We start from the raw sequence: 18,758 nt of genomic DNA, 5'->3' as shown, positions 1-18,758 counted from the left end.
TCAGCTCCGAGTCAGCACGAGCTCGTCACCGTCCCGGGGCGCGAAGCACGCCTCCACGTCCGCCTCCGTGACGTCGCCCAGCGTGCCCGGGTGCCAGCGCGGCTTGTTGTCCTTGTCCACCAGCACCGCGCGGATGCCCTCGCGGAAGTCCGCTCGCGCCGTCATCGACTGGCTCAGCCGGTACTCCACCGCAACCATCTCGTCGTAGTCCCGCGTGCGCCCCATCCGGAGCTGCCGCAGCGACACCTTGAGGCTCGTCGGACACATGTGCACCAGCGTCGCCCACGTCTGCTGGGCCCACGCCGTGCCCTCCGCCTCCAGCGCCTGCTGGATGTCCTCCACCCGCTCCGCCGCGAAGCAGCGGTCCATCGCCGCGTGCTGCGTGGCCAGCACCGACGTCCCCGCGTCCGCGTGGAAGCCCGCCAGGATCCGCTCCACCACCGAGCCCGCCGGCCCCGTCCCCCACTCCGCCCCCACCAGCGCCTCCAACACGGAGTCCAGCCGCGCCGACTCCACGTGGTGCGTCCCGTAGCCGAGCCACATCGCGTCCGCCGCGCTACACCGGGCCCCCGTCAGCCCCAGGTACGTCCCCGACTCGCCTGGGAAGCGCGGCAGGAACCAGCCGCCCCCCACGTCCGGGAACAACCCCAGCGCGGTCTCCGGCATCGCCAGCACCAGCTTCTCCGTCACCACACGGTACGCCCCGTGGATGGAGAGCCCCACGCCACCGCCCATGCAGACCCCGTCCACCAGCGACACGTACGGCTTGCCGAAGTGGTGGATGCGGTGGTTCAGCGCGTACTCGGCGCGGAAGAACTCGCGAGACACCCGCTCCTGCTCGCTTCGGGGGGATTCGGCCACGGAGGCCGCCACCGCGCGCACGTCGCCTCCCGCGCAGAAGGCCTTGCCACCAGCGCCCCGGATGACCACGGCCTTCACCGCCGGGTCCGCCGCCCACGCATCCAACTGGGGATGCAGTTGTCGGCACATCTCCAGGTTCAGCGCGTTCAGCGCCTTCGGACGGTTCAGCGTGACCACGCCCACCGCCCCACGCGTCTCCATCTGCACGCCATCACTCATGTGGAGCCCCGAATATCAGTCATGACCGCCAGCCGCGCGCGTTTCGTGGCCCCCCCCTCGCGGTCGCGCTATGGGTGGGAAACCATGACACCTTCCGACACGCCCCTGCGCGCCGCCGTGTTCGACATGGACGGTACCCTCGTCGACAACATGGTGTTCCATAACCAGGCCTGGGTGGCGCTCGCGCGCAAGCTCGGCCTGTCCCTCACCGCCGACGACTTCCAGACCCGCTTCGCCGGCAAGAAGAACGAAGAAATCCTCCCGGAGCTGCTCGGGCGCGCGCTCGCCCCGGATGAGCTGGAGCGGCTCGCTGACGAGAAGGAGAACCACTACCGCACCCTCTACCGGCCCCACCTGCGGCTGCACCGGGGCGCCGAGGCCCTCATCTCCCGCCTGCGCGCCGCCGGCATTCCCATGGCCATCGCCACCGCCGCGCCCCAGGGCAACCGGGAGCTGGTGCTCGACGGCCTGGGCCTGCGCCCCGTCTTCCACCGCATCGTCGGCGCCGAGGAGGTCTCCCGAGGCAAGCCCTTCCCGGACATCTTCCTCGCGGCCGCCCAGGGCCTCGGCGTCGAGCCCTCCCAGTGCCTGGCCTTCGAGGACGCCATCCTCGGCGTCATGTCCGCGCGCGACGCCGGGATGCCCGTGGTGGGCCTCACCACCACGACCTCCGAGATTCAGCTCCGCCAGGCCGGCGCCCTCTGGACGCTCCCGGACTTCACCACCCTGCCGCCCGAGCTGGAGTCCCGCCTCTTCGGCGTGGGGAGCTGAGCCCGGGGCCAAGGGCACTCCGCCCCCATCGGCCTTCACGGCGCGCCAAAAGGGAGCCAGCGGCGGGGGACGTTGTGTAGTGTTGCCAGCCTCATGACGTCCGCCGCCAAACTCAAGCTTCCCTCGGGTCCATCCCGGCACGTGTATGACGTCATCGTGCTGGGCAGTCAGCTCGGCGGTGCGCTCGCGGCCGCGTTGCTCGCCAAGCGCAGCCACCGCGTCCTGCTGGTGGAGCACGACGGCATGGGCCCGGGTTACGAGCACGGCGGCTACGTGCTCCCCTACGCGCCCTTCGTCGCGCCGCCCCTCAAGGCCATGCCCGCCGTGGAGGAGGCCCTCACCGAGCTGGGCCTCACCACCACCGTGCAGCGCGCGCTGCGCCCCCACTCGCCCGAGCTGCAGCTCGTCCTGCCGCGAAACCGCATGGACCTGCACTCCGACGCCGCCCGCCGCAAGGCCGAGGTGACGCGCGAGCTGGGCGAAGAAGGCGAGGCGCTGCTGGGCGCGCTGGCCGGCACCACCGCGCAGCATGAGGCGAGCGACGCCTTCTTCAAGGCCAACCCCGCCCTGCCTCCCGACGGCTTCTTCGAGGGCTGGGGACTCAAGAAGCTCATCAAGGCCCACCCCGGACTGGAGACCCCGCCCCGGCTGGCCTCGGACGCCCCCGCCGCCGCCCTGGTGCGCGGGCTGCGCCCCTTCATCAACCACCTGGAGAAGCCGGAGTCGCCGCTCGCCCTCACCCGGACCTTGTCCCAGGTGCTGGCGGCGCCCTCCTATTTCACCGGCGGCCACGACGGCCTGCGCGAGATGCTCACCCGGCGGCTGACGGAGCTGGGCGGCGACGTGCTCGGGCGAGACAGCCCCACCGGCTTCATCGTCGAGGAGCTGTCCTTCGACGGCAACAAGTTCGCGGGCGTGAAGCTGGTGCGCTCGGACACGCTCTACCGCGCGGCCTGCATGGTGGCCGCCACCGACTCCGGCGCGCTGCGGCGGCTGGTGACGGACAAGAAGCACCACCGGGGACTGCTGGAGCACCTGGACCAGTCCACCACGAAGTCCATCCTCTTCACCGTCAACTGGGTGGTGCCGGAGTCGGCGCTTCCCCGGGGCCTGGGCGAGCTGACGCTCGTGGACACGCAGGACGCGGAGCTGGGCGCCATGCTGCTCCAGCTCCACCCCGCGCGCCCCTCGGCCTCCAGTGGCAAGGAGAGCAAGGACACGGAGGCCCTGCGCGTCGTGTGCGCTGGCGTCTTCATCCCCGCGTCCGCGCGGGAGCTGGGCGAAGAGCACCTGCAGGCCCTGGCCACCCGCATCGACGCGCAGCTGGACGCGGTGATGCCCTTCACCGCGCAGCACCGGCTCTTGCGCTCCGTGCCCTACCTCGACGCCAGCGGCTCGCGCGGCACGCGGCTGATGCCGCACCCGCTCTACAGCTTCGAGTCGTCGGCGGTGCTGGGCGTCACCGGCTTGAGTCAGCGAACCCCGGTGAAGAACCTGCTGCTCGCGGGCCGCGAGGTGCTTCCCGGCCTCGGATTGGAGGGCGAGCTGCTCGCCGGAGTGCGGGCCGCACGCCTGGTTCAAGACATGTTGAAGAAGAAGGATCCGCTGAAGGGCTGATCCAAACGGCTGAAAGGCTGGATTTCCAAGCGGAGTTCTGGCAGGTTCCGCCGCTCTTTATCGGCAGGCGTCCAACGCCCCAGTTTTCAAGGAGTTAGAGGTCATGGCGTGGAAGTGTGACATCTGTGGCAAGCGTCCGCTCGTCGGCAACAACGTCAGCCACGCGAACAACAAGACCAAGAAGCGAACCCTCCCGAACCTGCAGAAGGTCCGGGCCAGCGTCGAGGGCCGCACGGAGCGCGTTCTCGCCTGCACCCGCTGCATCAAAGCGGGCAAGGTGACGAAGGCGGCTTGAAGTAATGCGCTCGGGGGCGGGGTCCTCACGCGCTTCATCAACGAAACTCCCTCCCACCGAGCGGCTTCACCCCCGCGCGGACGACCTCGATCTACGCTCCATCGGGTCGGTCGTCCGCCGGTTACATGATGAGGACGTCGTCGCCGTCCGTGCGGTTCGCTCCGCGTTGCCCGCTGTCACCCAGGCAGCGACGGCCATGGCGAATGCGTTGCGGGCCGGCGGCAGGTTTCTCTACGTAGGTGCCGGCACCAGTGGGCGTCTGGGCGTGCTCGACGCCAGCGAGTGTCCTCCTACGTTCGGCAGTGCCCCTTCCCAGGTCCAGGCTCGCATCGCCGGTGGACGCCGGGCGCTGACTCGCGCCGTGGAAGGCGCCGAGGACGACGCCGCCGCGGGTGCCTCCGACGTGCGCGCCTTCGACGCGGGGCCTCTCGACGTCGTGTGCGGCATCTCCGCCAGCGCCTCCACGCCCTATGTCCGGGGCGCGCTGCGCGAGGCGAAGCGGCGAGGGGCGCACACGGTGCTGGTGTGCTGCAACAGGCCCGGGACTCGCGCGGACGTGGACACGCTGGTGCTGGCGCGCACGGGGCCGGAGCTGGTGGCCGGCTCGACGCGGCTGAAGGCCGGCACGGCCACGAAGCTGATCCTCAACGCCATCACCACCGCGGCCTTCGTGGCGCTGGGCAAGGTGTACCGGGGCCGCATGGTGGACGTGCGCCCCGTCAACGCGAAGCTGAGGGCCCGCGCCGCGCGCATGGTGGCGGAGCTGACGGAGCTGCCCGCCAAGGAGGCCTCGCTCCTCCTGGAAGCGGCCGGTGGCGAGGTGAAGGTGGCCGTGGCCATGCACTTCACCGGGCTGGAGGCCCGGGGCGCCCGGAAGCGTCTCCAGGAGAACGGCTTGCGTGCGCTCGGCCCCTCGGGACGTAAGGGCGCGCACGCACGGAGCCCTCGCTCGCCCGGCCGCTGACGGCGGAGCGTGGGGGGCGAGCCTTAGACTTGGAGGCATGCGCCTCCAACCGCCCCTCTCCGACTCCCAGCGCCCGCGCCTGTGCGTCGGGCTGCTGTCCGGCACCAGCGCGGACGCGGTGGAGGCCGCCCTCTGCGAGGTGACGGGCACCGGGGGCAGCGCCCGGCTGCGCCTGCTGTCCCATGTCTCCACGCCCTTCCCGCCGGAGCTGGTGATCCGGATGCTCGGGCCCCAGGACGCCCGCTCGCTGAGCCAGCTCGACTTCGAGCTGGCGGAGTACTTCGCCCGCGCCGCGCTCCAGGCGATTGAGCGGGCGGGGCTCACGCCCTCGGACGTGAGCGCCATCGGCTCGCATGGGCAGACGATGGCGCACCTGCCTCCCGGCACCACGGACTTCCCGTCCACCCTCCAGATTGGAGAGCCCTCCGTCATCGCCGAGCGCACGGGCCTGCCCGTCGTCAGCGACTTCCGCACCCGGGACATGGCCGCCGGAGGCCACGGCGCGCCGCTGGTGCCCTACTTCGACTGGGTGGCCTTCCGGAGCGCCGACGCCCCTCGCGCCCTGCAGAACATCGGCGGCATCGCCAACGTGTCGGTCGTCAGCGCGCGCCTGGATGACACCTTCGCGTTCGACACCGGGCCCGGCAACATGGTGATGGATGGGCTGGCGCGTCGCGTCACCCAGGGCCGCCTCGCCTGTGACTGGGATGGAACCCTGTCGCGACAGGGCCAGGTGATTCCGGAGCTGCTGACGGAGCTGCTCTCGGACACGTTCCTGTCGCAGCCTCCGCCCAAGAGCACCGGGCGCGAGCGCTATGGCGACGTGCTGGTGGACCGGCTGTGGGCCGGCTACTCGGCGCGCCCTCATGATTTGGTGGCCACCACGCTGGAGTTCACCGTGGAGAGCACCGCGCGCGCGTACGAGACGTGGGTCCTTCCACGCACTCCAGGTCTGGAGGCGATGTACGCCTCGGGGGGCGGCACCCGGAATCCCCGGCTGATGGAGCGACTGGAGGCAAGGCTGGCCCCCCTTCCCGTCCGCCGGCTTGATACCCTGGGTTTCCCGGAAGGGGCGAAGGAAGCGGCCCTGTTCGCGTTGCTGGCGGCCGAATACCTCGTGGGAACCCCAGCGAATGTCCCGTCCGCGACTGGCGCGAAGCGTCGAGTCGTTCTAGGAAAGCTGACACCGTGAGCAGCGTGAACCTGATGGCCCGCGAGGTGGCCGCCAAAATCGTCTTTTACGGACCTGGCTTGTCCGGCAAGACGACCTCGCTGCGGAAAATCTACGAAACCGTCCGGCCCGCGCATCGAGGCGAGATGATGTCCATCGCCACCGAAGGCGACCGGACACTCTTCTTCGACTTCCTCCCCGTGAAGGTGGAGCGCGTCGGCGACTGCTCGGTGCGGCTGGCGCTGTACACCGTGCCGGGCCAGGTCTTCTACAACGCGACGCGGAAGCTGGTGCTCCAGGGCGCCGACGGCGTCGTCTTCGTGGCGGACTCGCAGCCGGACGCCATGGACGCCAACCGCGAGTCGCTGGCGAACCTGGAGGAGAACCTCTTCGAGCACGGCATCCGCCTGGACCGCTTCCCACTGGTGATGCAGTGGAACAAGCGGGACCTGGAGAACGTGCTGCCCGTGGAGCAGCTCCGCCTGGAGCTCAACCCGCGCGGCGTGCCCGACTTCGAGACCGCCGCCACCAACGGGCGCGGGGTGCTCGACACGCTCAAGGCCATCACCCGGCTGGTCATCAAGGACCTGCGCGCCAAGCGCATCGTCCCGCCGCCGCGTCCGGTGGCCCCCGTCGGTGGCACGCAGCCCGCGGGCCTGGAGGCGCAGCTCGCCCAGCACCTCCAGCACCGGCAGCAGCCTTCACAGCACGTGGCCGCGCCCTCGGGCCATGGTCCCGCCGTGGCGATGATGCCGACGCCGGTGCCCCACCGTCCCTCGGGCTCGTTCCCCGCCATCGCTCCCCCGCCTCGGGTGGAGCCCGTGGTGGCCGCACCGCCTCCGCCCATCGCCCCTGTCTCGCAGGCGGCCTCCGCCAAGCTGCTGGGCGCGGTGAGCGCGCTGGCGCCGGGAGACCTGTTCGACCACGCGCGCGCCGCCGAGGCCGCGTTCATGGCGGGCAACTACTCCACCTGCGTCACCGCCTGCACGGACGCCATCCGGCGCTCGCTGGCCTTCGCGGGTGAGGGCACGCTGGCGCAGCAGGCGTTCCTGCTCCGCGTGGATGGGGCGGACCTGCTTCGCATCCAGGGCCTGGCCACCCAGCAGCACCTGCGCGTGGATGACGCGGCCTTCGCCCTCTACGTGCTGATGCAGACCTTCGTCCGCCTCAACGCGGTGGGCCTGCCCGCCTCGGAGTAACTCGCATCGCCGAGCGCCCCGGCACTTCGCACGGGGCGCGAGCCGACTGGGGCACCGAGGTCCGCGCGGAGCCAGACCGGGCTCTGTACGAGCCGGGCCCAGCGGTCCACGTGGAGAGCCGCGCCAGGCTCAGCGGTCCACGCCGAGCCAGACCGGAGGCCTCGGTCAGCGCGGCGCGGTGAGCTGCAACAAGCCCATGCGGTGCAGCTTCGCGAGCGTCTTGAGCGTCTCCAGCTCACGCGCGGGGCTCGCCAGGACGATGGTGGACACGTCCCACGTCCCGCTCACGAGGCCCGCGATCTGCCGCTCTTCGGGCTTGAGCAGCGACATGCCCTGCGGGTCGTGAATCACCTGGGGAACCAGCAGCGGCGGCATGTCGGAATAGAGCGCCGCCACGTGCTCGCGCTGCACCAGTCGCGCGAACTCGCGCACGCGCCGGTCCGCGGGGTCGCTCGCCAGCAGGGACGCGCAGACGATGCCCGCCGCGTCGAACTGGCCCTCGCGCATCAGCACCGCGCCCTTCTCCAGCATCTCCGCCACCGGATCCGCCTCCACCTGCGGCGCGCCCTCCACCTCCACCAGCTTCGCGCGGAGCAACTCGTACACCCGCCGCGTCACCGACGAGCGGGACACGCCCATCGACAGCCGCAGGCGTCCCAGGTTCTGCGGCGTCGCGCACAGCCCCAGGATGATTCGATGCATCAGCGGCTGGCTCGGGCTGGGCGGCGTCAACGCGCGGACGCTGAGCGCGTCGATGGGCAGCGCCTTCTCCACGTCCGGCTGCTCATCCACCCAGCGCAGCGACTCGAACAGCAGCTCGCGGATGCTCATGTCGGACGGCACCCAGTCCTCGCCCGAGCGGTCCGCGTCCTCCGTCCAGTGGAACGTCCCACGGCCCGCAATCGTCAGGTCCGTCATCGCCGCGAACAGCTCCTCGCGGCCCAAATCTCGAATCCACCGCGCCTGGAGGCCGTGCACGTCGAAGGCGGCGTCCACGTCCGGCGTGCGTGAGAGCTCATCGAAGGCCGCGAGCACCTTGGCCCCCGAGGCGAGCTTCGCCAGCGCCAGGAGCCGGGCCACCCTCCCGCGCAGGCCCTCGGAGGCCGTGGCCCCGACCTGGCCGGAGAGGAGGAAGAGCTTGCGCTCTCCGGCCTCCCAGGAGAGCTGGAGCGTCCCCGTCTTGCGGGAGCTGTCCAACCATTGAAGGAACTCGGGAAGCGGATAGCTGAAGAGGTCGCCGTGGAGGGCCATGCGTTCTGTTTCGAGGATACAGTCGCGAGCCGTGCGCGTCGCGCTCCTGTTCATCGATGGTGTGGGCATCGGCCGGAAGGACCCGGCCATCAACCCGCTCGCCCACCGCGAACACCTGCTTTCCTGTTTCCAGGACGCCCCGGGCCCCACCCTCCCGGACGGAGGACGCTGCATCCCCGTGGACACGACGTTCGGCGTGTCCGGAAGGCCTCAGTCCGCCTCGAACCAGACGGCCATCCTCACCGGAGACCCGGCCCCCGCCCTCATCGGCCAGCACGTGCTGGGCTACCCCAACGCCCCCTTGCGCGCGCTCCTCGCGGACCGCTCCATCGTCAAGCGCCTGCTCGCGGCCGGCCGCACCGCCACCTTCGCCAACGCCTACCCCGCGCCCTACCTGGACGCGCTCGGCGTCCCCCGGCGCCCCACCACCCTGCCCCCGGAGTTCGTCCCGACGCCCGAGGCCCGGCGCCGCATGAAGCCCTCCGCCTCCAAGCTGGCCTTCGCCGCGGGCCCCGTGCCCCTGCGCACGCTGGAGGACGCCCGCGCCGGAGATGGCCTCACGCCGGACATCACCGGCGCCAACGCACGCGCCTACGGCCTGCCCGCCCCCGAGCGCACGCCCGAGGAGGCCGCCGACATCTTCTGGCGCGTGGCCTCCGGCGCGGACTTCACCTTCTTCGAGCACTACCTCGCGGACGAGGCCGGACACGCGCAGGACTTCGTCGCGGCCCATGCGGCGCTGGACACCTTCGACGCCTTCCTGCGCGCCGTGGTGGCCCACCGCCCCGCCGACGCCCGGGTGCTGGTGTGCAGCGACCACGGCAACGTCGAGGACCTGTCCACGCGTGGACACACCCTGCACCGCGTCCCCGTGCTCTACTTCGGGCCACCCGCGCCGGACGTCGACGGCTTCACCACCGTCGCGGACGTGGGGCGCGCGGTGGTGCGCTGGCTCGGGGTGGAGTGAGGCTCGTGACGAGGGGATGGATGCGAAGACAGGGGAGCCTCGGCCACGCCCTGGCCCTGCTGCTGCTGGGGTTGCTCGCCGGCTGCTCCGCGCCGCGACGGACCACCCTGGACGTCTCGCCCGAGGCCCTGCTCAAGCCCGGCACGCCGACCGCCAGCGGAGCGCGCATCACCCTGGAGTTCCAGGCCCGGGACTCCGACGCCGCCGACCAGGTCCGCCTCGCCGTCGAGCGAGCCCTGCCGCGCATGGCCCGCTGGGGCACCTTCGACGACTCCGTCGCCATCATCATCCACCCCAACCACGCCGCCCTGGAGCGCGCCGCCAACCGCCCGGACCATGACTTCCTGCGCGCCTGGGCCCGCTACGAGCAGATTGAACTCCAGAGCCCCCGCACGTGGACGCTGCTGGGCGCAACCCAGGCCCAGGTGGACGAGCTGCTGCTGCACGAGCTCACCCACAGCCTGATGTACCAGGTGGCCTCGGACCGGCTGGGCTGGACGCGCAAGCGCATCCCCCTGTGGTTCCGCGAGGGAATGGCCTCGTACACCGCCGAGCAGGGCTACCGCGTGTCCTCGCTCGAAGACCTGGCCCTCTACTGGAGCACCCATCCCCGCGCGGATCCGCTGGCCCAGGCCGACACGCTCTACCGACGCGAGAGCGACATCGTCTACGGCGCCGCCCACCACGCCTTCACCTTCCTGGCCCGTCGCTACGGCGAGCCCGTGGTGCGGGGCGTCCTCCACGCCATGAGCCAGGGGCCTGACTTCCCCGAGGCCTTCACCCGGGCCGTGGGCCTCTCCCCCGACGTCTTCCTCCAGGACTTCCGCCGCTACATCCAGTGGCGCGGCTTCAAGGGCGGCCGGCAGCTCCGCCTCGCGCCACCTCCCACTCCAGGGCCTCTGGACATTCCTCCCCCCACCTCGCCCTGAGTCATCGCCACCACCTGTCGCCTGGTTGCACTTTTCAAAACTGCACACTGGATGCAGGGAACAAACTGGTGGCAGAATTTCGGCCGAGCTGAAATCCACGCCACGGGTTGGGGAAAGCCGTGCGGGGACGGGAGGGGGTAATCGATGGCCGAGCATCAGCGGAACAGCCCGGGGCTGTCCGCCGAGGCAACGGACTCGCTGACACTGTTGGAGCGACTCCAGCAGTCCGCCGATGTCCTGGAGCACCTCAGCGTGACGCGAGCCACGGGGCTTCCCGAGGGCGCGCTGGCGACCTTGCGTCAGGAAGCCTCCGCCCTGCGGGAGATGCGCGGGGAGCTGGGGCTGCTGCTGAAGAGCTGGTCGCTGCTCACGGACACCTCGCAGAAGCTGCTCAACCTCCCACCCGACGAGCTGGGGGCCGGCGTCCGCGCCGCGCTGGAAGTCCTGGGCCGGCAGATCGACGCGCAGCGCGGCTACGTCAACCTGCTCTCCGACGACGGCGAGCACCTGTCGGAGGCCTACGAGTGGTGCTCGGAGGGCATGCGCCCCCACGGGCTGGCGAGCCACCGTGGACGCTCCGTGGTCGGCTTCCGCTGGTCGCTGGACGAGCTGCGCGCGGGCCGCATGGTGACGGTGACGGACGCTGCGCGGCTCCCGCTGGAGGCCACCGAGGAGCGTCGCATCTGCACGCTGCTCTCCATCCGCTCCTTCATCAACGCGCCGCTGCTGCTGGCCGGAAGGTTGATCGGCTGGATGGGCTTCGACACCGTGGACCAGCCGCGTGAGTGGAAGCCGGAGGAGCGGCACCTGATGCGCCTGACGGGCCACGTGCTGGTCAACGCCGTGGAGCGCAAGCGCCGGGACGCGCAGTTCCTCCAGGACAAGGAGCGGGAGCAGCGCGCGCAGTCCCTGAGCATCCTCGCGGCGGGCCTGGCGCACGAAATCAACAACCCGCTCGCGTACACGGCGGGCAACCTCGAGTACCTGCGCGAGCGGCTGCCCGACCCCAGCGAGGCCTCGGACGTGGAATGTCGTCAGGTCCTCGACGAGGCCCTGGAGGGCACGCTGCGAATCCAGCGCATCGTCGCGGACCTGAAGTCCCTCTCCGCTCCCAGCGCCGAGGCCACGGAAGTGGTGGACCTCAAGGCCGTCACGGAGAGCACGCTCCGGATGGCGGCCAACCAGCTTCGCCACCGGGCACAAGTCGTGCGCGACTACGACACGGAAGTGCCCCGGGTGCACGGCACGGTGACGAAGCTGGGCCAGGTGTTGCTCAACCTGGTGCTCAACGCGGCCCACGCCATTCCGGAGGGACACGCGTCCCAGCACCGCATCACCGTCGCCCTGCGCGCCGAGGCTGGTGAGGTGCTGCTCTCCGTCACCGACACCGGCTGCGGCATCGCTCCGGAGGTCATGCCCCGCATCTTCGACCCGCTCTTCACCACGCGCCGCTCGGGCGAGGGCATGGGCATGGGCCTGGCCATCTGCCGCGACATCATCACCGCGCTGGGGGGACGCATCGGCGTGAGCAGCAGGGTGGGCCACGGCACCACCGTGGAGGTGTTCCTGCCCCGTGCCGAGAACGACACCTTCGTCCCACCGCTCCCCCGGGTCGGTCCCCCATCCGTGGGGCGACGCGTGCTGGTGGTGGACGATGAGCCCCGCGTGTTGGACTTGATGCGGAGGCTCTTGCGCGGGCACGAGCTGGTCACCGTCGCCAATGGCCGCGAGGCGCTGGAGCAGTTGGGCCAGGACAGGGCCTTCGATGTCATCCTCTGTGACTTGATGATGCCGGAGGTGACGGGCATGGATGTGTACCACTCCGTGCGCGACACCTGGCCGGGGCTGCATGACCGCATCGTCTTCATCAGCGGCGGCGCCTTCACTCCGGAGACGAAGCGCTTCCTCCAGGAGGTTCGCAACCCGGTGCTCGCCAAGCCCTTCGAGGCGCAGCACCTGCGCGACATGGTGATGACGGTGGGCTCCGCGCGGCTCGAGTGAAGCTCGCGACTCAGGGAGGCGACGGCTCGGCGAACAGCTCGACGCGGCGGCTGCGCGCGAAGCAGCCCGGAGTGCCATCGTCACACGGCGGCTGGTCCGCGCCCTGGGTCTCCAGCATCAGCCGGGTGCCCGCGACGCCGAGCGCCTCGAGCCTCGCGGCCACGGACTGGGCACGCCCCAGGCCCAGGGATGCGTTGATGGACTCGGGCCCCAGGACATCCGCGTGGCCGCGCAGCCGGACTCGCAGGCTCGGACGCTGACGGAGACAGTCCGCCGCGAGCATCAGCGAGGTGTCTCCCTCCACGGAGAGCCGGGTGTCGAAGAAGGCGAAGTAGATGGGCTCCAGCTCGCAGGTGCCAGGAGGCTCGGCGGCGGCGGGCACGGAGGCCAGGGCGGTGGGGAGCACCGGGGAGAGGCGCTGCGCCTCCGCGAGCACCTCGTCGACGACCCGCGCCGCCACGTCTTCAGGGAGCGGCCTGTTCGCCGCAGAGCCGTACTCGATTCCCACGACTGCTTCCTGGGGCTGGCCCAGCAGCAGGAAGACGGGGCGTTGCTGCCACTGCACGGTGACACCGTCGCGCTCGTACGCCGTGGAGGTGATGCGCACCGTATCGCCGGGCCGCGCGTCGAGCGTGACGCGCCCTCGCATCACGAAGCGATAGCCCTCCACGTACGAGAAGACGTCCGAGCGGCCCTCGTACACCGTCGTCACGTCGAGCCAATGCAGGCCGAGCGGCAGCACATGGCGAGGAGCGCCCTTCTCCCCGGAGTCGGAAGTCGACGGCAGGGGGCGACCATCCAGCGTCGCCTCCACCGAGATGAGCTCCCAGTTGCCTCCGGGCCCGAGCCGGTCGTCGTGCACCCACTCCAGCCACGCCTCACCCGAGGGCACGGGCTCCGCGCTCGCGACACTCGCCCCGAGGAGCATGAGGAGGACTCCGCACGCGGACCGCACGCTCCACGTGAAGCGGCCACCGCACACGGACAGCGGGCTCCGCGCGAAGCGAACTCCTGCATCGAGGAGCACACCGCACGCGGACAGCAGGCTCCGCGCGAGACGGGCTCCGTGATGGAGCACCGCGCCGCTCGACGTCCTGCCGCCCGGCGATGCCAGACGCGCCTTGTGCCATGCCCCCCGCATCGTCGGACTACGGCTTCTCGCGAGCCGGCGACGCCTGGAGCGTCGTGGGGCTGGGGAGGATGGGCGGACGGTCCTTGCCCTCCACCGCGCGCTGGAGCTCGATCTCCTGGAGCAGCGCCGCGGGCGCCACCGTGGACACGGGCACGTTGCCGCTCTCCGCGCCGCAGAAGCCGTTGAAGATGCCCCGCTTCTCACCAGTGGCCATGATGCGGTTCACCGCCGACAGCGGCGTGCCGACAATCTCCACGCCCCGCACCAGCGTCTCCTTCCCCGTCTTCACATCCACCCGGTACACCATGCGCGGAACGCCCTTGAAGGCCTGGTAGCCGTAGCTGGACGTGTTGGTGTTGCCGCCGGTGATGTCGCGGATGATGAGGCCATAGGGCTTGTCCTGCCGCTTCGCCTCGTCGATGAGCATCTGCTTCAGCTTCGCGTCGCTCACCTGCCGGGTGCTCTCCACCATGAGGTTCGCCATGCGCGCCACCGGCTTCAGGGTGCCCTGGCTGCGCCCATGCCCGTTGGAGGTGAGGAACCCGTCCACCGGACGCCGGCCCAGCAGGTAGTTTCGCAGCACGCCCTTCTCCACCAGCGTCACCTTCTGCCCCTTCACGCCCTCTTCGTCATAGAGGTAGTACCCGTTCAGCGGCTCCCCAGCCAGTGCACGTTGGGACGGGTCATCGTGGATGGACAGGAACGCCGGCAGCACCAGCTTCCCAATCTGCCCCTTGAAGGTCTTCCCCTCGTTGTCCCCGTCCTGCCGGTCTCCCTCCAGCCGGTGCCCCACCGTCTCGTGGAAGAGCACGCCAGACGCCTCCGGCGCGAGGATGGCGGGCCCCGAGTACGGGTCGATGGCGGGCGCCAGCCGCAGCGCGAGCAGCTCCTCGATGACCTTCTCCGCCGAGGCCCGCACGCGCGCATCGTCCGGAAGCCCCGCCTCCGTGGGCGCGTAGAAGTCCCGCGAGTCATCCAGGAGCTGGCCATCCGGCGCCCGCGTCACCGCCGTGACATGGAGCCCGTACAGCGTCTCCTCCGTCACCAGCTTCGTGCCCTCGGTGGACACGAACAGCCGCGTCACCTTGTCCGCCGTGACGCGGACCTCGGAGTCGAAGATTTCGGGATGCGCGTTGAACTGCGCGGAGACCTCGCGCGACAGCTTTATCCAGCGCTCGCGGTTGAACGGGTTCGCCACCGGCGGCTGGACGTAGCTAGCCGCCTTCTCCTTCGTGAAGGAGGCGGGACGCTTCGGGTCCTCCACCGAGTAGACGTCCTCGCCCTTCTTCTTCAAGAACTGGAAGAGCGCGGACTTGTACTTCTCGTCGGTGATGAGCCACAGCGCGGTGCGCAGCGCCAGCGGCGAATCATCCAGCGGGCCTTCCTTGCGCGAGGTGTAGCTGGTGCCCTTCGTGGAGAAGGAGAACTCCAGCCCCTCCTCGACGGAGCTGTCGAAGGCATAGTCGCCCACCCGCGCGTCGACGTAGAGCCGACGCTCGCGGTAGCCGTCGTCCATGAAGACGGCGCCATAGCGCGCGGCCACGACCTCCTGCGCGTAGTCCTTGAGCTGATAGCTCATGAAGTACGGCGGCTCGTGGCTCTGCAGCTTGAGCTGTTGTTGATTGCGCGTCAGTTCGCTCGACATGGCGTCGAGCAACGTCAGTCGCGAGTCCTGCACGGGCGCCGCCGCCAGCAACACGGCCGAAGCCGCCAGCAGGGGGAGAACGGGTCGGGTGAGGGAATTCACGCCCCCCACTGTACCCAAACCACCCCACAAGACGAGCAGGTCCGACAACCCCAGGTGCCCCTCCCGACACCTGGAGTCGTGAACCCCTGCCCGGAGGGTCGGCCTCCGGGCCCCTGCTTGTCGCTTACGCCTTGGTCACCTTCTCACGGCCCAGGGACACGCCCTTGGTCGCGTTGCGAGTGTCAATCACGCACGACGCATTCGCCACCACCGCCGCGTAGTCGATGTTGGTGTGGTCCGTGAGGATGATGACCACGTCGTAGTCGCCCAGCTTCTCCGGCTCCAGCGGGACGGACTTCATCTCCATGTTGAAGCCGTGGCCCTTGTGCAGCTCGGGCACGTACGGGTCGTGGTAGCTGAGCTCCGCGCCCTTCTCCGCCAGCAACGTCATGATGCGAAGAGAAGGACTCTCGCGCATGTCGTCGATGTCCTTCTTGTACGCGGCGCCCAGGCAGAGCACGCGCGCGCCCTTGAGCGTCTTGCGGAGGTTGTTGAGCGCTTCCATGGTGCGCTGCACCACGTAGTACGGCATCTGCCAGTTCACCTCGCCGGCCAGCTCGATGAACTTGGTGTGGAACTCGAACTCGCGCGCCTTCCACGTCAGGTAGAACGGGTCAATGGGGATGCAGTGCCCACCGAGGCCCGGGCCCGGGTAGAACGGCTGGAAGCCGAAGGGCTTGGTGCTGGCGGCCTGGATGACCTCCCACACGTCCACGTTCATCCGGTCGCAGAGCATCTTCATCTCGTTGACCATGGCGATGTTCACGCAGCGGTAGATGTTCTCCAGCAGCTTGGAGAGCTCCGCCACGCGCGTGGAGGACACCGGCACCACTTCCTGCAGCGCGCTGCCGTACAGCGCGGCCGCCACCTCGGAGCACGCCGGGGTGTAGCCGCCGACGATCTTCGGAATCGTCTTGGTGTTGAAGTTCTTGTTGCCCGGGTCCTCGCGCTCGGGGCTGAAGGCCAGGTGGAAGTCCACGCCCGCCTTGAGACCGTTCTTCTCGAGCAGCGGCTTGAGCACCTCCTCGGTGGTACCCGGGTAGGTGGTGGACTCCAGGATGAAGAGCTGCCCCCGGCGCACGTGCGGCGCGAGCGACTCACCCGTCTGGATGATGTAGCTCATGTCCGGCTCACGCGAAGCCGTCAGCGGCGTGGGCACGCAGATGATGACGCAGTCCAGGTCCTTCGCCTTCGCGAAGTCGTTGGTCGCCTTCAGCTTGCCCGACCTGGTCAGCTCCGCCAGCGGCCCGCTGGGGATGTGCTTGATGTAGCTCTCGCCCTTCTCAATCTTGTCGAGTTTGCGCTTGTCGACGTCGAGCCCCAGCACCGGGAAGCCCGCCTCCGCGAACGCCATACCCAAAGGAAGACCGACGTACCCCAACCCCACCACACCGACCTTCGCCTCCCGCCGACGAATACGCTCCAACAGCGGGCTGCCGACCATCACCCTCATCGTCCTCACCTCTCCTGATGCGACGTGCCGTCAAGACGGTCACGCCCCGACCAAAAACTCACCTGAAGACAACCACCCACCTCAAACTCGTCGGAGGCTTCACCTGCCCCCGGAACTCCACCGTCATCGCCGGCACCACCCGCCCGTAGCCGGGTGAATACCGAGAGCCCACCAGTGCCGACTCCAGACCTCGCTCCAGCAGAATCCATGCGAGCGGCGCGCCAGCGGGGCCCAGCTCCACCGCGACGGGCTCGAACTCCAGCGGCTCCTCCGCCGCGCGCTGCGCCCTCGCGAGCACCTGCGCGTCCGGCGTCATGCGCCGCGCCTGCTCGTCGGGAAGATGAAACCGTCCGATGACTTCGTGCTGCCCGGTACCGATGAAGCTGTCCCGCCCCGCCAGCGCGCGCTCATGCCGGTCCAACCGGAACGTGCGCTCGATGCCCACCGGAGCGGGCAGCATGCGGTACCCATCATGACGGACCCGCAACCTGTCCACGGTGGCGCCAGGAAGGAAGGCCACCACGCGCGCCTTCGCGCCTTCCGGCAGCGCGAACAGCCGAGCCGTATCCAACGGCGCCTGCTCCACGCCATCCACCTGCACGGTGTTGTGCGCGGCCGTGCCACGGAACGCGTTCCGCATCGCCGGGTCTCTCGTGTACGAGCCCGTGCCCGGGTCCACGATGAGCGGACGGCCACCCAGGTGCATCTCGAAGGAGAGCTTGTCGTTGTGGCTGTGCCCGCCCACCCCGCGCTGGCCCTGCTTGCCCGCGCTCACCGTGACGACGGCGCCCGCTCCGCGCAGCACGTGGAAGCCCCCCTCTGGAAAGCTCACGGACAGCGGCGCCGCCGCGGGAGGCAGCTTCCGGTGGCGCTCCAGGCCCTGACGGCCCAGCAGCCACGCCGCCTCGTCCGGCAGCTCGCCTCCGCCCAGGCCCGCGTCCCCGAAGAGGGCCGCGCCCAGTCCCACCAGATAGCCCTGCTCCAGGTCATCCCGCTCACGCAGCGGGAAGACGCGGCCGGAGTCGTTGTCGCCCACCTGCGGCGCCAGGCCCGTCTCCGAGCACCACGCGCGCACGGCGTGGAACATGCGACGCAGCCGAGTCTCGTAGGCCGTGCCCAGCGGCACGCCCGCGCCCCGCGCCGCCAGCAGCGCCAGGGTGAACAGCTCCACCGACAGCCGGTGGTAGGGAATGGAGCCCTCGAAGGACGTGCCCTCGACGTGCACCTGCGCGGACATCTGCGCGCACAGGCCCGACACCGACAGCGCCACCTGGTGGGAAGCGCCCGGCAGCTCCGGGAAGAGCACCCCCACCACGAGCAGGCCGACGTAGTTGGAGACGAGGTGGTTGTTGGGCACCGCGCCCCGGTCCTCGAGGTGTGCCTCCACCCAGGACTGGTGGTCCGCCAGCGCGCCCAGCACCGGGACGAGGAACTCCGGCCGACGCACCTCGGCCGCGTCGGAGAACATGACGAGCGCCTGCGCGAGATTGGCCGCGCGCAGCGCCACCTCCATGGCGCACGTCCAGTGGACGCCCTGCCCCACGGGATTGGCCTGGAGGAAGTCCAGCACCTGCATCACGAAGGCGGAGGCCAGCCGGGCGCGCTCGCCCTGTGACTCCTCCACCCAATAGCCCTGCGCGAGCGCGACGACGCTGTCGAGCCGGCCCATCACCCAGGGGTACTTCGGATCATTCCCCTTCGAGTGCAGCGGCATCCGCTCCACGGGCGCCAGCGGATAGCGGTGGCCACTGAGCGCATCCAGCGACCAGTCCACCGGGCGTCCCTCGCCAAAGGCGACGCGCGTTCCAAAGACATCCCATTCCTGACGGAGCGCGGCCTGGGCGCGGGCCCGGGCACGCTCCCGCGCTCCAGGAATGGCCGCGAGCGCGTCCACCACGGAGGCGCGCTGAGACAGCTCACACCAGACTCGCGACACTCGATTGTCGAGGGCTCGCTCCGCCAGCTCCTCCGCGCGGGCCGCGCCGAAGGCCTGGAGGAGCACCACCTCATCGGTGCGCTCGCGCCTTCGATATCGTGCCTGCCGCGCCACGCCCTGCACCCGCCGCATCGCGCTGAGGGCCAGGGCCCCCGGAGCGAGTCTTGCGATTGCCGCGTAGTAATCGAGAGTCCCCATTCGTCCCTTCCGCCGCCCGTCGCAGAGGCCGTTAGCAAGGGTTCGGC

15 protein-coding genes are annotated in these 18,758 nt (G+C 70.2%); 9 read left to right on the top strand and 6 right to left on the bottom strand.

The window, feature by feature from the left end; translation table 11 throughout:
- On the bottom strand, positions 1-1,080 hold the full coding sequence (locus ACN469_RS28040; protein WP_498772602.1) for an enoyl-CoA hydratase/isomerase family protein: 1,080 nt from the start codon (positions 1,078-1,080) through the stop codon (positions 1-3).
- 84 nt (positions 1,081-1,164) lie between these two features.
- Here ACN469_RS28040 and ACN469_RS28035 point away from each other — a divergent pair, with 84 nt between their 5' ends.
- The 6 genes from ACN469_RS28035 to ACN469_RS28010 all read left to right on the top strand — a co-directional run bounded on the left by ACN469_RS28035 (position 1,165) and on the right by ACN469_RS28010 (position 7,097).
- Entirely contained in the window at positions 1,165-1,851 is a 687-nt protein-coding gene (locus ACN469_RS28035) for an HAD family hydrolase (protein WP_498772600.1), read from the top strand.
- A gap of 93 nt (positions 1,852-1,944) precedes the next feature.
- Positions 1,945-3,468 (top strand): NAD(P)-binding protein, encoded by a 1,524-nt coding sequence (locus tag ACN469_RS28030; protein WP_498772598.1) that lies wholly within the window; start codon positions 1,945-1,947, stop codon positions 3,466-3,468.
- Between the two features lie 103 nt (positions 3,469-3,571).
- Positions 3,572-3,763 carry a 50S ribosomal protein L28 gene (gene rpmB / locus ACN469_RS28025; protein WP_015348676.1) on the top strand — a complete coding sequence of 64 codons (192 nt, stop codon included), beginning with the start codon at positions 3,572-3,574 and terminating at the stop codon, positions 3,761-3,763.
- Between the two features lie 4 nt (positions 3,764-3,767).
- Entirely contained in the window at positions 3,768-4,727 is a 960-nt protein-coding gene (locus ACN469_RS28020; RefSeq protein ID WP_498772596.1) for an N-acetylmuramic acid 6-phosphate etherase, read from the top strand.
- Positions 4,728-4,764: 37 nt separating this feature from the next.
- On the top strand, positions 4,765-5,919 hold the full coding sequence (locus tag ACN469_RS28015; RefSeq protein WP_498772594.1) for an anhydro-N-acetylmuramic acid kinase: 1,155 nt from the start codon (positions 4,765-4,767) through the stop codon (positions 5,917-5,919).
- A complete protein-coding gene (locus tag ACN469_RS28010; protein WP_498772592.1) occupies positions 5,916-7,097 on the top strand; it encodes a GTP-binding protein in 1,182 nt (393 codons plus the stop codon). Before ACN469_RS28015 ends, ACN469_RS28010 begins: the two co-directional genes overlap by 4 nt.
- A 165-nt stretch (positions 7,098-7,262) precedes the next feature.
- On the opposite strand, the gene ACN469_RS28005 is transcribed toward ACN469_RS28010, so the two are convergent.
- The gene (locus ACN469_RS28005; protein ID WP_498772590.1) at positions 7,263-8,348 is read right to left on the bottom strand and encodes a DUF4388 domain-containing protein; all 1,086 of its coding nucleotides are present in this window, start codon (positions 8,346-8,348) and stop codon (positions 7,263-7,265) included.
- 31 nt (positions 8,349-8,379) lie between these two features.
- Here ACN469_RS28005 and ACN469_RS28000 point away from each other — a divergent pair, with 31 nt between their 5' ends.
- The 3 genes from ACN469_RS28000 (at position 8,380) to ACN469_RS27990 (ending at position 12,245) form a co-directional block, all read left to right on the top strand.
- Positions 8,380-9,315 carry a metalloenzyme gene (locus tag ACN469_RS28000; RefSeq protein WP_498772588.1) on the top strand — a complete coding sequence of 312 codons (936 nt, stop codon included), beginning with the start codon at positions 8,380-8,382 and terminating at the stop codon, positions 9,313-9,315.
- Between the two features lie 20 nt (positions 9,316-9,335).
- A complete protein-coding gene (locus ACN469_RS27995) occupies positions 9,336-10,244 on the top strand; it encodes a hypothetical protein (protein WP_498772586.1) in 909 nt (302 codons plus the stop codon).
- A gap of 144 nt (positions 10,245-10,388) precedes the next feature.
- Positions 10,389-12,245 carry a hybrid sensor histidine kinase/response regulator gene (locus ACN469_RS27990; RefSeq protein ID WP_498772584.1) on the top strand — a complete coding sequence of 619 codons (1,857 nt, stop codon included), beginning with the start codon at positions 10,389-10,391 and terminating at the stop codon, positions 12,243-12,245.
- A gap of 10 nt (positions 12,246-12,255) precedes the next feature.
- Here ACN469_RS27990 and ACN469_RS27985 read toward each other — a convergent pair whose 3' ends face one another.
- The 4 genes from ACN469_RS27985 to ACN469_RS27970 all read right to left on the bottom strand — a co-directional run bounded on the left by ACN469_RS27985 (position 12,256) and on the right by ACN469_RS27970 (position 18,711).
- Positions 12,256-13,173 (bottom strand): OmpA family protein, encoded by a 918-nt coding sequence (locus tag ACN469_RS27985; protein ID WP_498772582.1) that lies wholly within the window; start codon positions 13,171-13,173, stop codon positions 12,256-12,258.
- 220 nt (positions 13,174-13,393) lie between these two features.
- On the bottom strand, positions 13,394-15,124 hold the full coding sequence (locus tag ACN469_RS27980; protein WP_498772580.1) for a TldD/PmbA family protein: 1,731 nt from the start codon (positions 15,122-15,124) through the stop codon (positions 13,394-13,396).
- Positions 15,125-15,248: 124 nt separating this feature from the next.
- Complete coding sequence (locus ACN469_RS27975) at positions 15,249-16,568, bottom strand: nucleotide sugar dehydrogenase (RefSeq protein ID WP_498772722.1); 1,320 nt, start codon at positions 16,566-16,568, stop codon at positions 15,249-15,251.
- Positions 16,569-16,635: 67 nt separating this feature from the next.
- Positions 16,636-18,711 carry an alginate lyase family protein gene (locus ACN469_RS27970; protein ID WP_498772578.1) on the bottom strand — a complete coding sequence of 692 codons (2,076 nt, stop codon included), beginning with the start codon at positions 18,709-18,711 and terminating at the stop codon, positions 16,636-16,638.
- Positions 18,712-18,758: the final 47 nt, after the last annotated feature.

It is taken from the genome of Corallococcus terminator, from assembly GCF_049194865.1.
GTDB lineage: Bacteria > Myxococcota > Myxococcia > Myxococcales > Myxococcaceae > Myxococcus > Myxococcus terminator_A.
The sequence above is the reverse complement of the archived record's forward strand: the minus strand, read 5'-3'. Positions and strand labels throughout refer to the sequence as shown.

Excerpts from the sequence above, each read along its gene's own strand:
- ACN469_RS28040 (WP_498772602.1), bottom strand. The coding sequence starts at position 1,080 with ATGAGTGATGGCGTGCAGATGGAGACGCGTGGGGCGGTGGGCGTGGTC.
- ACN469_RS28035 (WP_498772600.1), top strand. The coding sequence starts at position 1,165 with ATGACACCTTCCGACACGCCCCTGCGCGCCGCCGTGTTCGACATGGAC.
- ACN469_RS28030 (WP_498772598.1), top strand. The coding sequence starts at position 1,945 with ATGACGTCCGCCGCCAAACTCAAGCTTCCCTCGGGTCCATCCCGGCAC.
- rpmB (WP_015348676.1), top strand. The coding sequence starts at position 3,572 with ATGGCGTGGAAGTGTGACATCTGTGGCAAGCGTCCGCTCGTCGGCAAC.
- ACN469_RS28020 (WP_498772596.1), top strand. The coding sequence starts at position 3,768 with ATGCGCTCGGGGGCGGGGTCCTCACGCGCTTCATCAACGAAACTCCCT.
- ACN469_RS28015 (WP_498772594.1), top strand. The coding sequence starts at position 4,765 with ATGCGCCTCCAACCGCCCCTCTCCGACTCCCAGCGCCCGCGCCTGTGC.
- ACN469_RS28005 (WP_498772590.1), bottom strand. The coding sequence starts at position 8,348 with ATGGCCCTCCACGGCGACCTCTTCAGCTATCCGCTTCCCGAGTTCCTT.
- ACN469_RS27995 (WP_498772586.1), top strand. The coding sequence starts at position 9,336 with ATGCGAAGACAGGGGAGCCTCGGCCACGCCCTGGCCCTGCTGCTGCTG.
- ACN469_RS27990 (WP_498772584.1), top strand. The coding sequence starts at position 10,389 with ATGGCCGAGCATCAGCGGAACAGCCCGGGGCTGTCCGCCGAGGCAACG.
- ACN469_RS27985 (WP_498772582.1), bottom strand. The coding sequence starts at position 13,173 with ATGCTCCTCGGGGCGAGTGTCGCGAGCGCGGAGCCCGTGCCCTCGGGT.
- ACN469_RS27975 (WP_498772722.1), bottom strand. The coding sequence starts at position 16,568 with ATGGTCGGCAGCCCGCTGTTGGAGCGTATTCGTCGGCGGGAGGCGAAG.
- ACN469_RS27970 (WP_498772578.1), bottom strand. The coding sequence starts at position 18,711 with ATGGGGACTCTCGATTACTACGCGGCAATCGCAAGACTCGCTCCGGGG.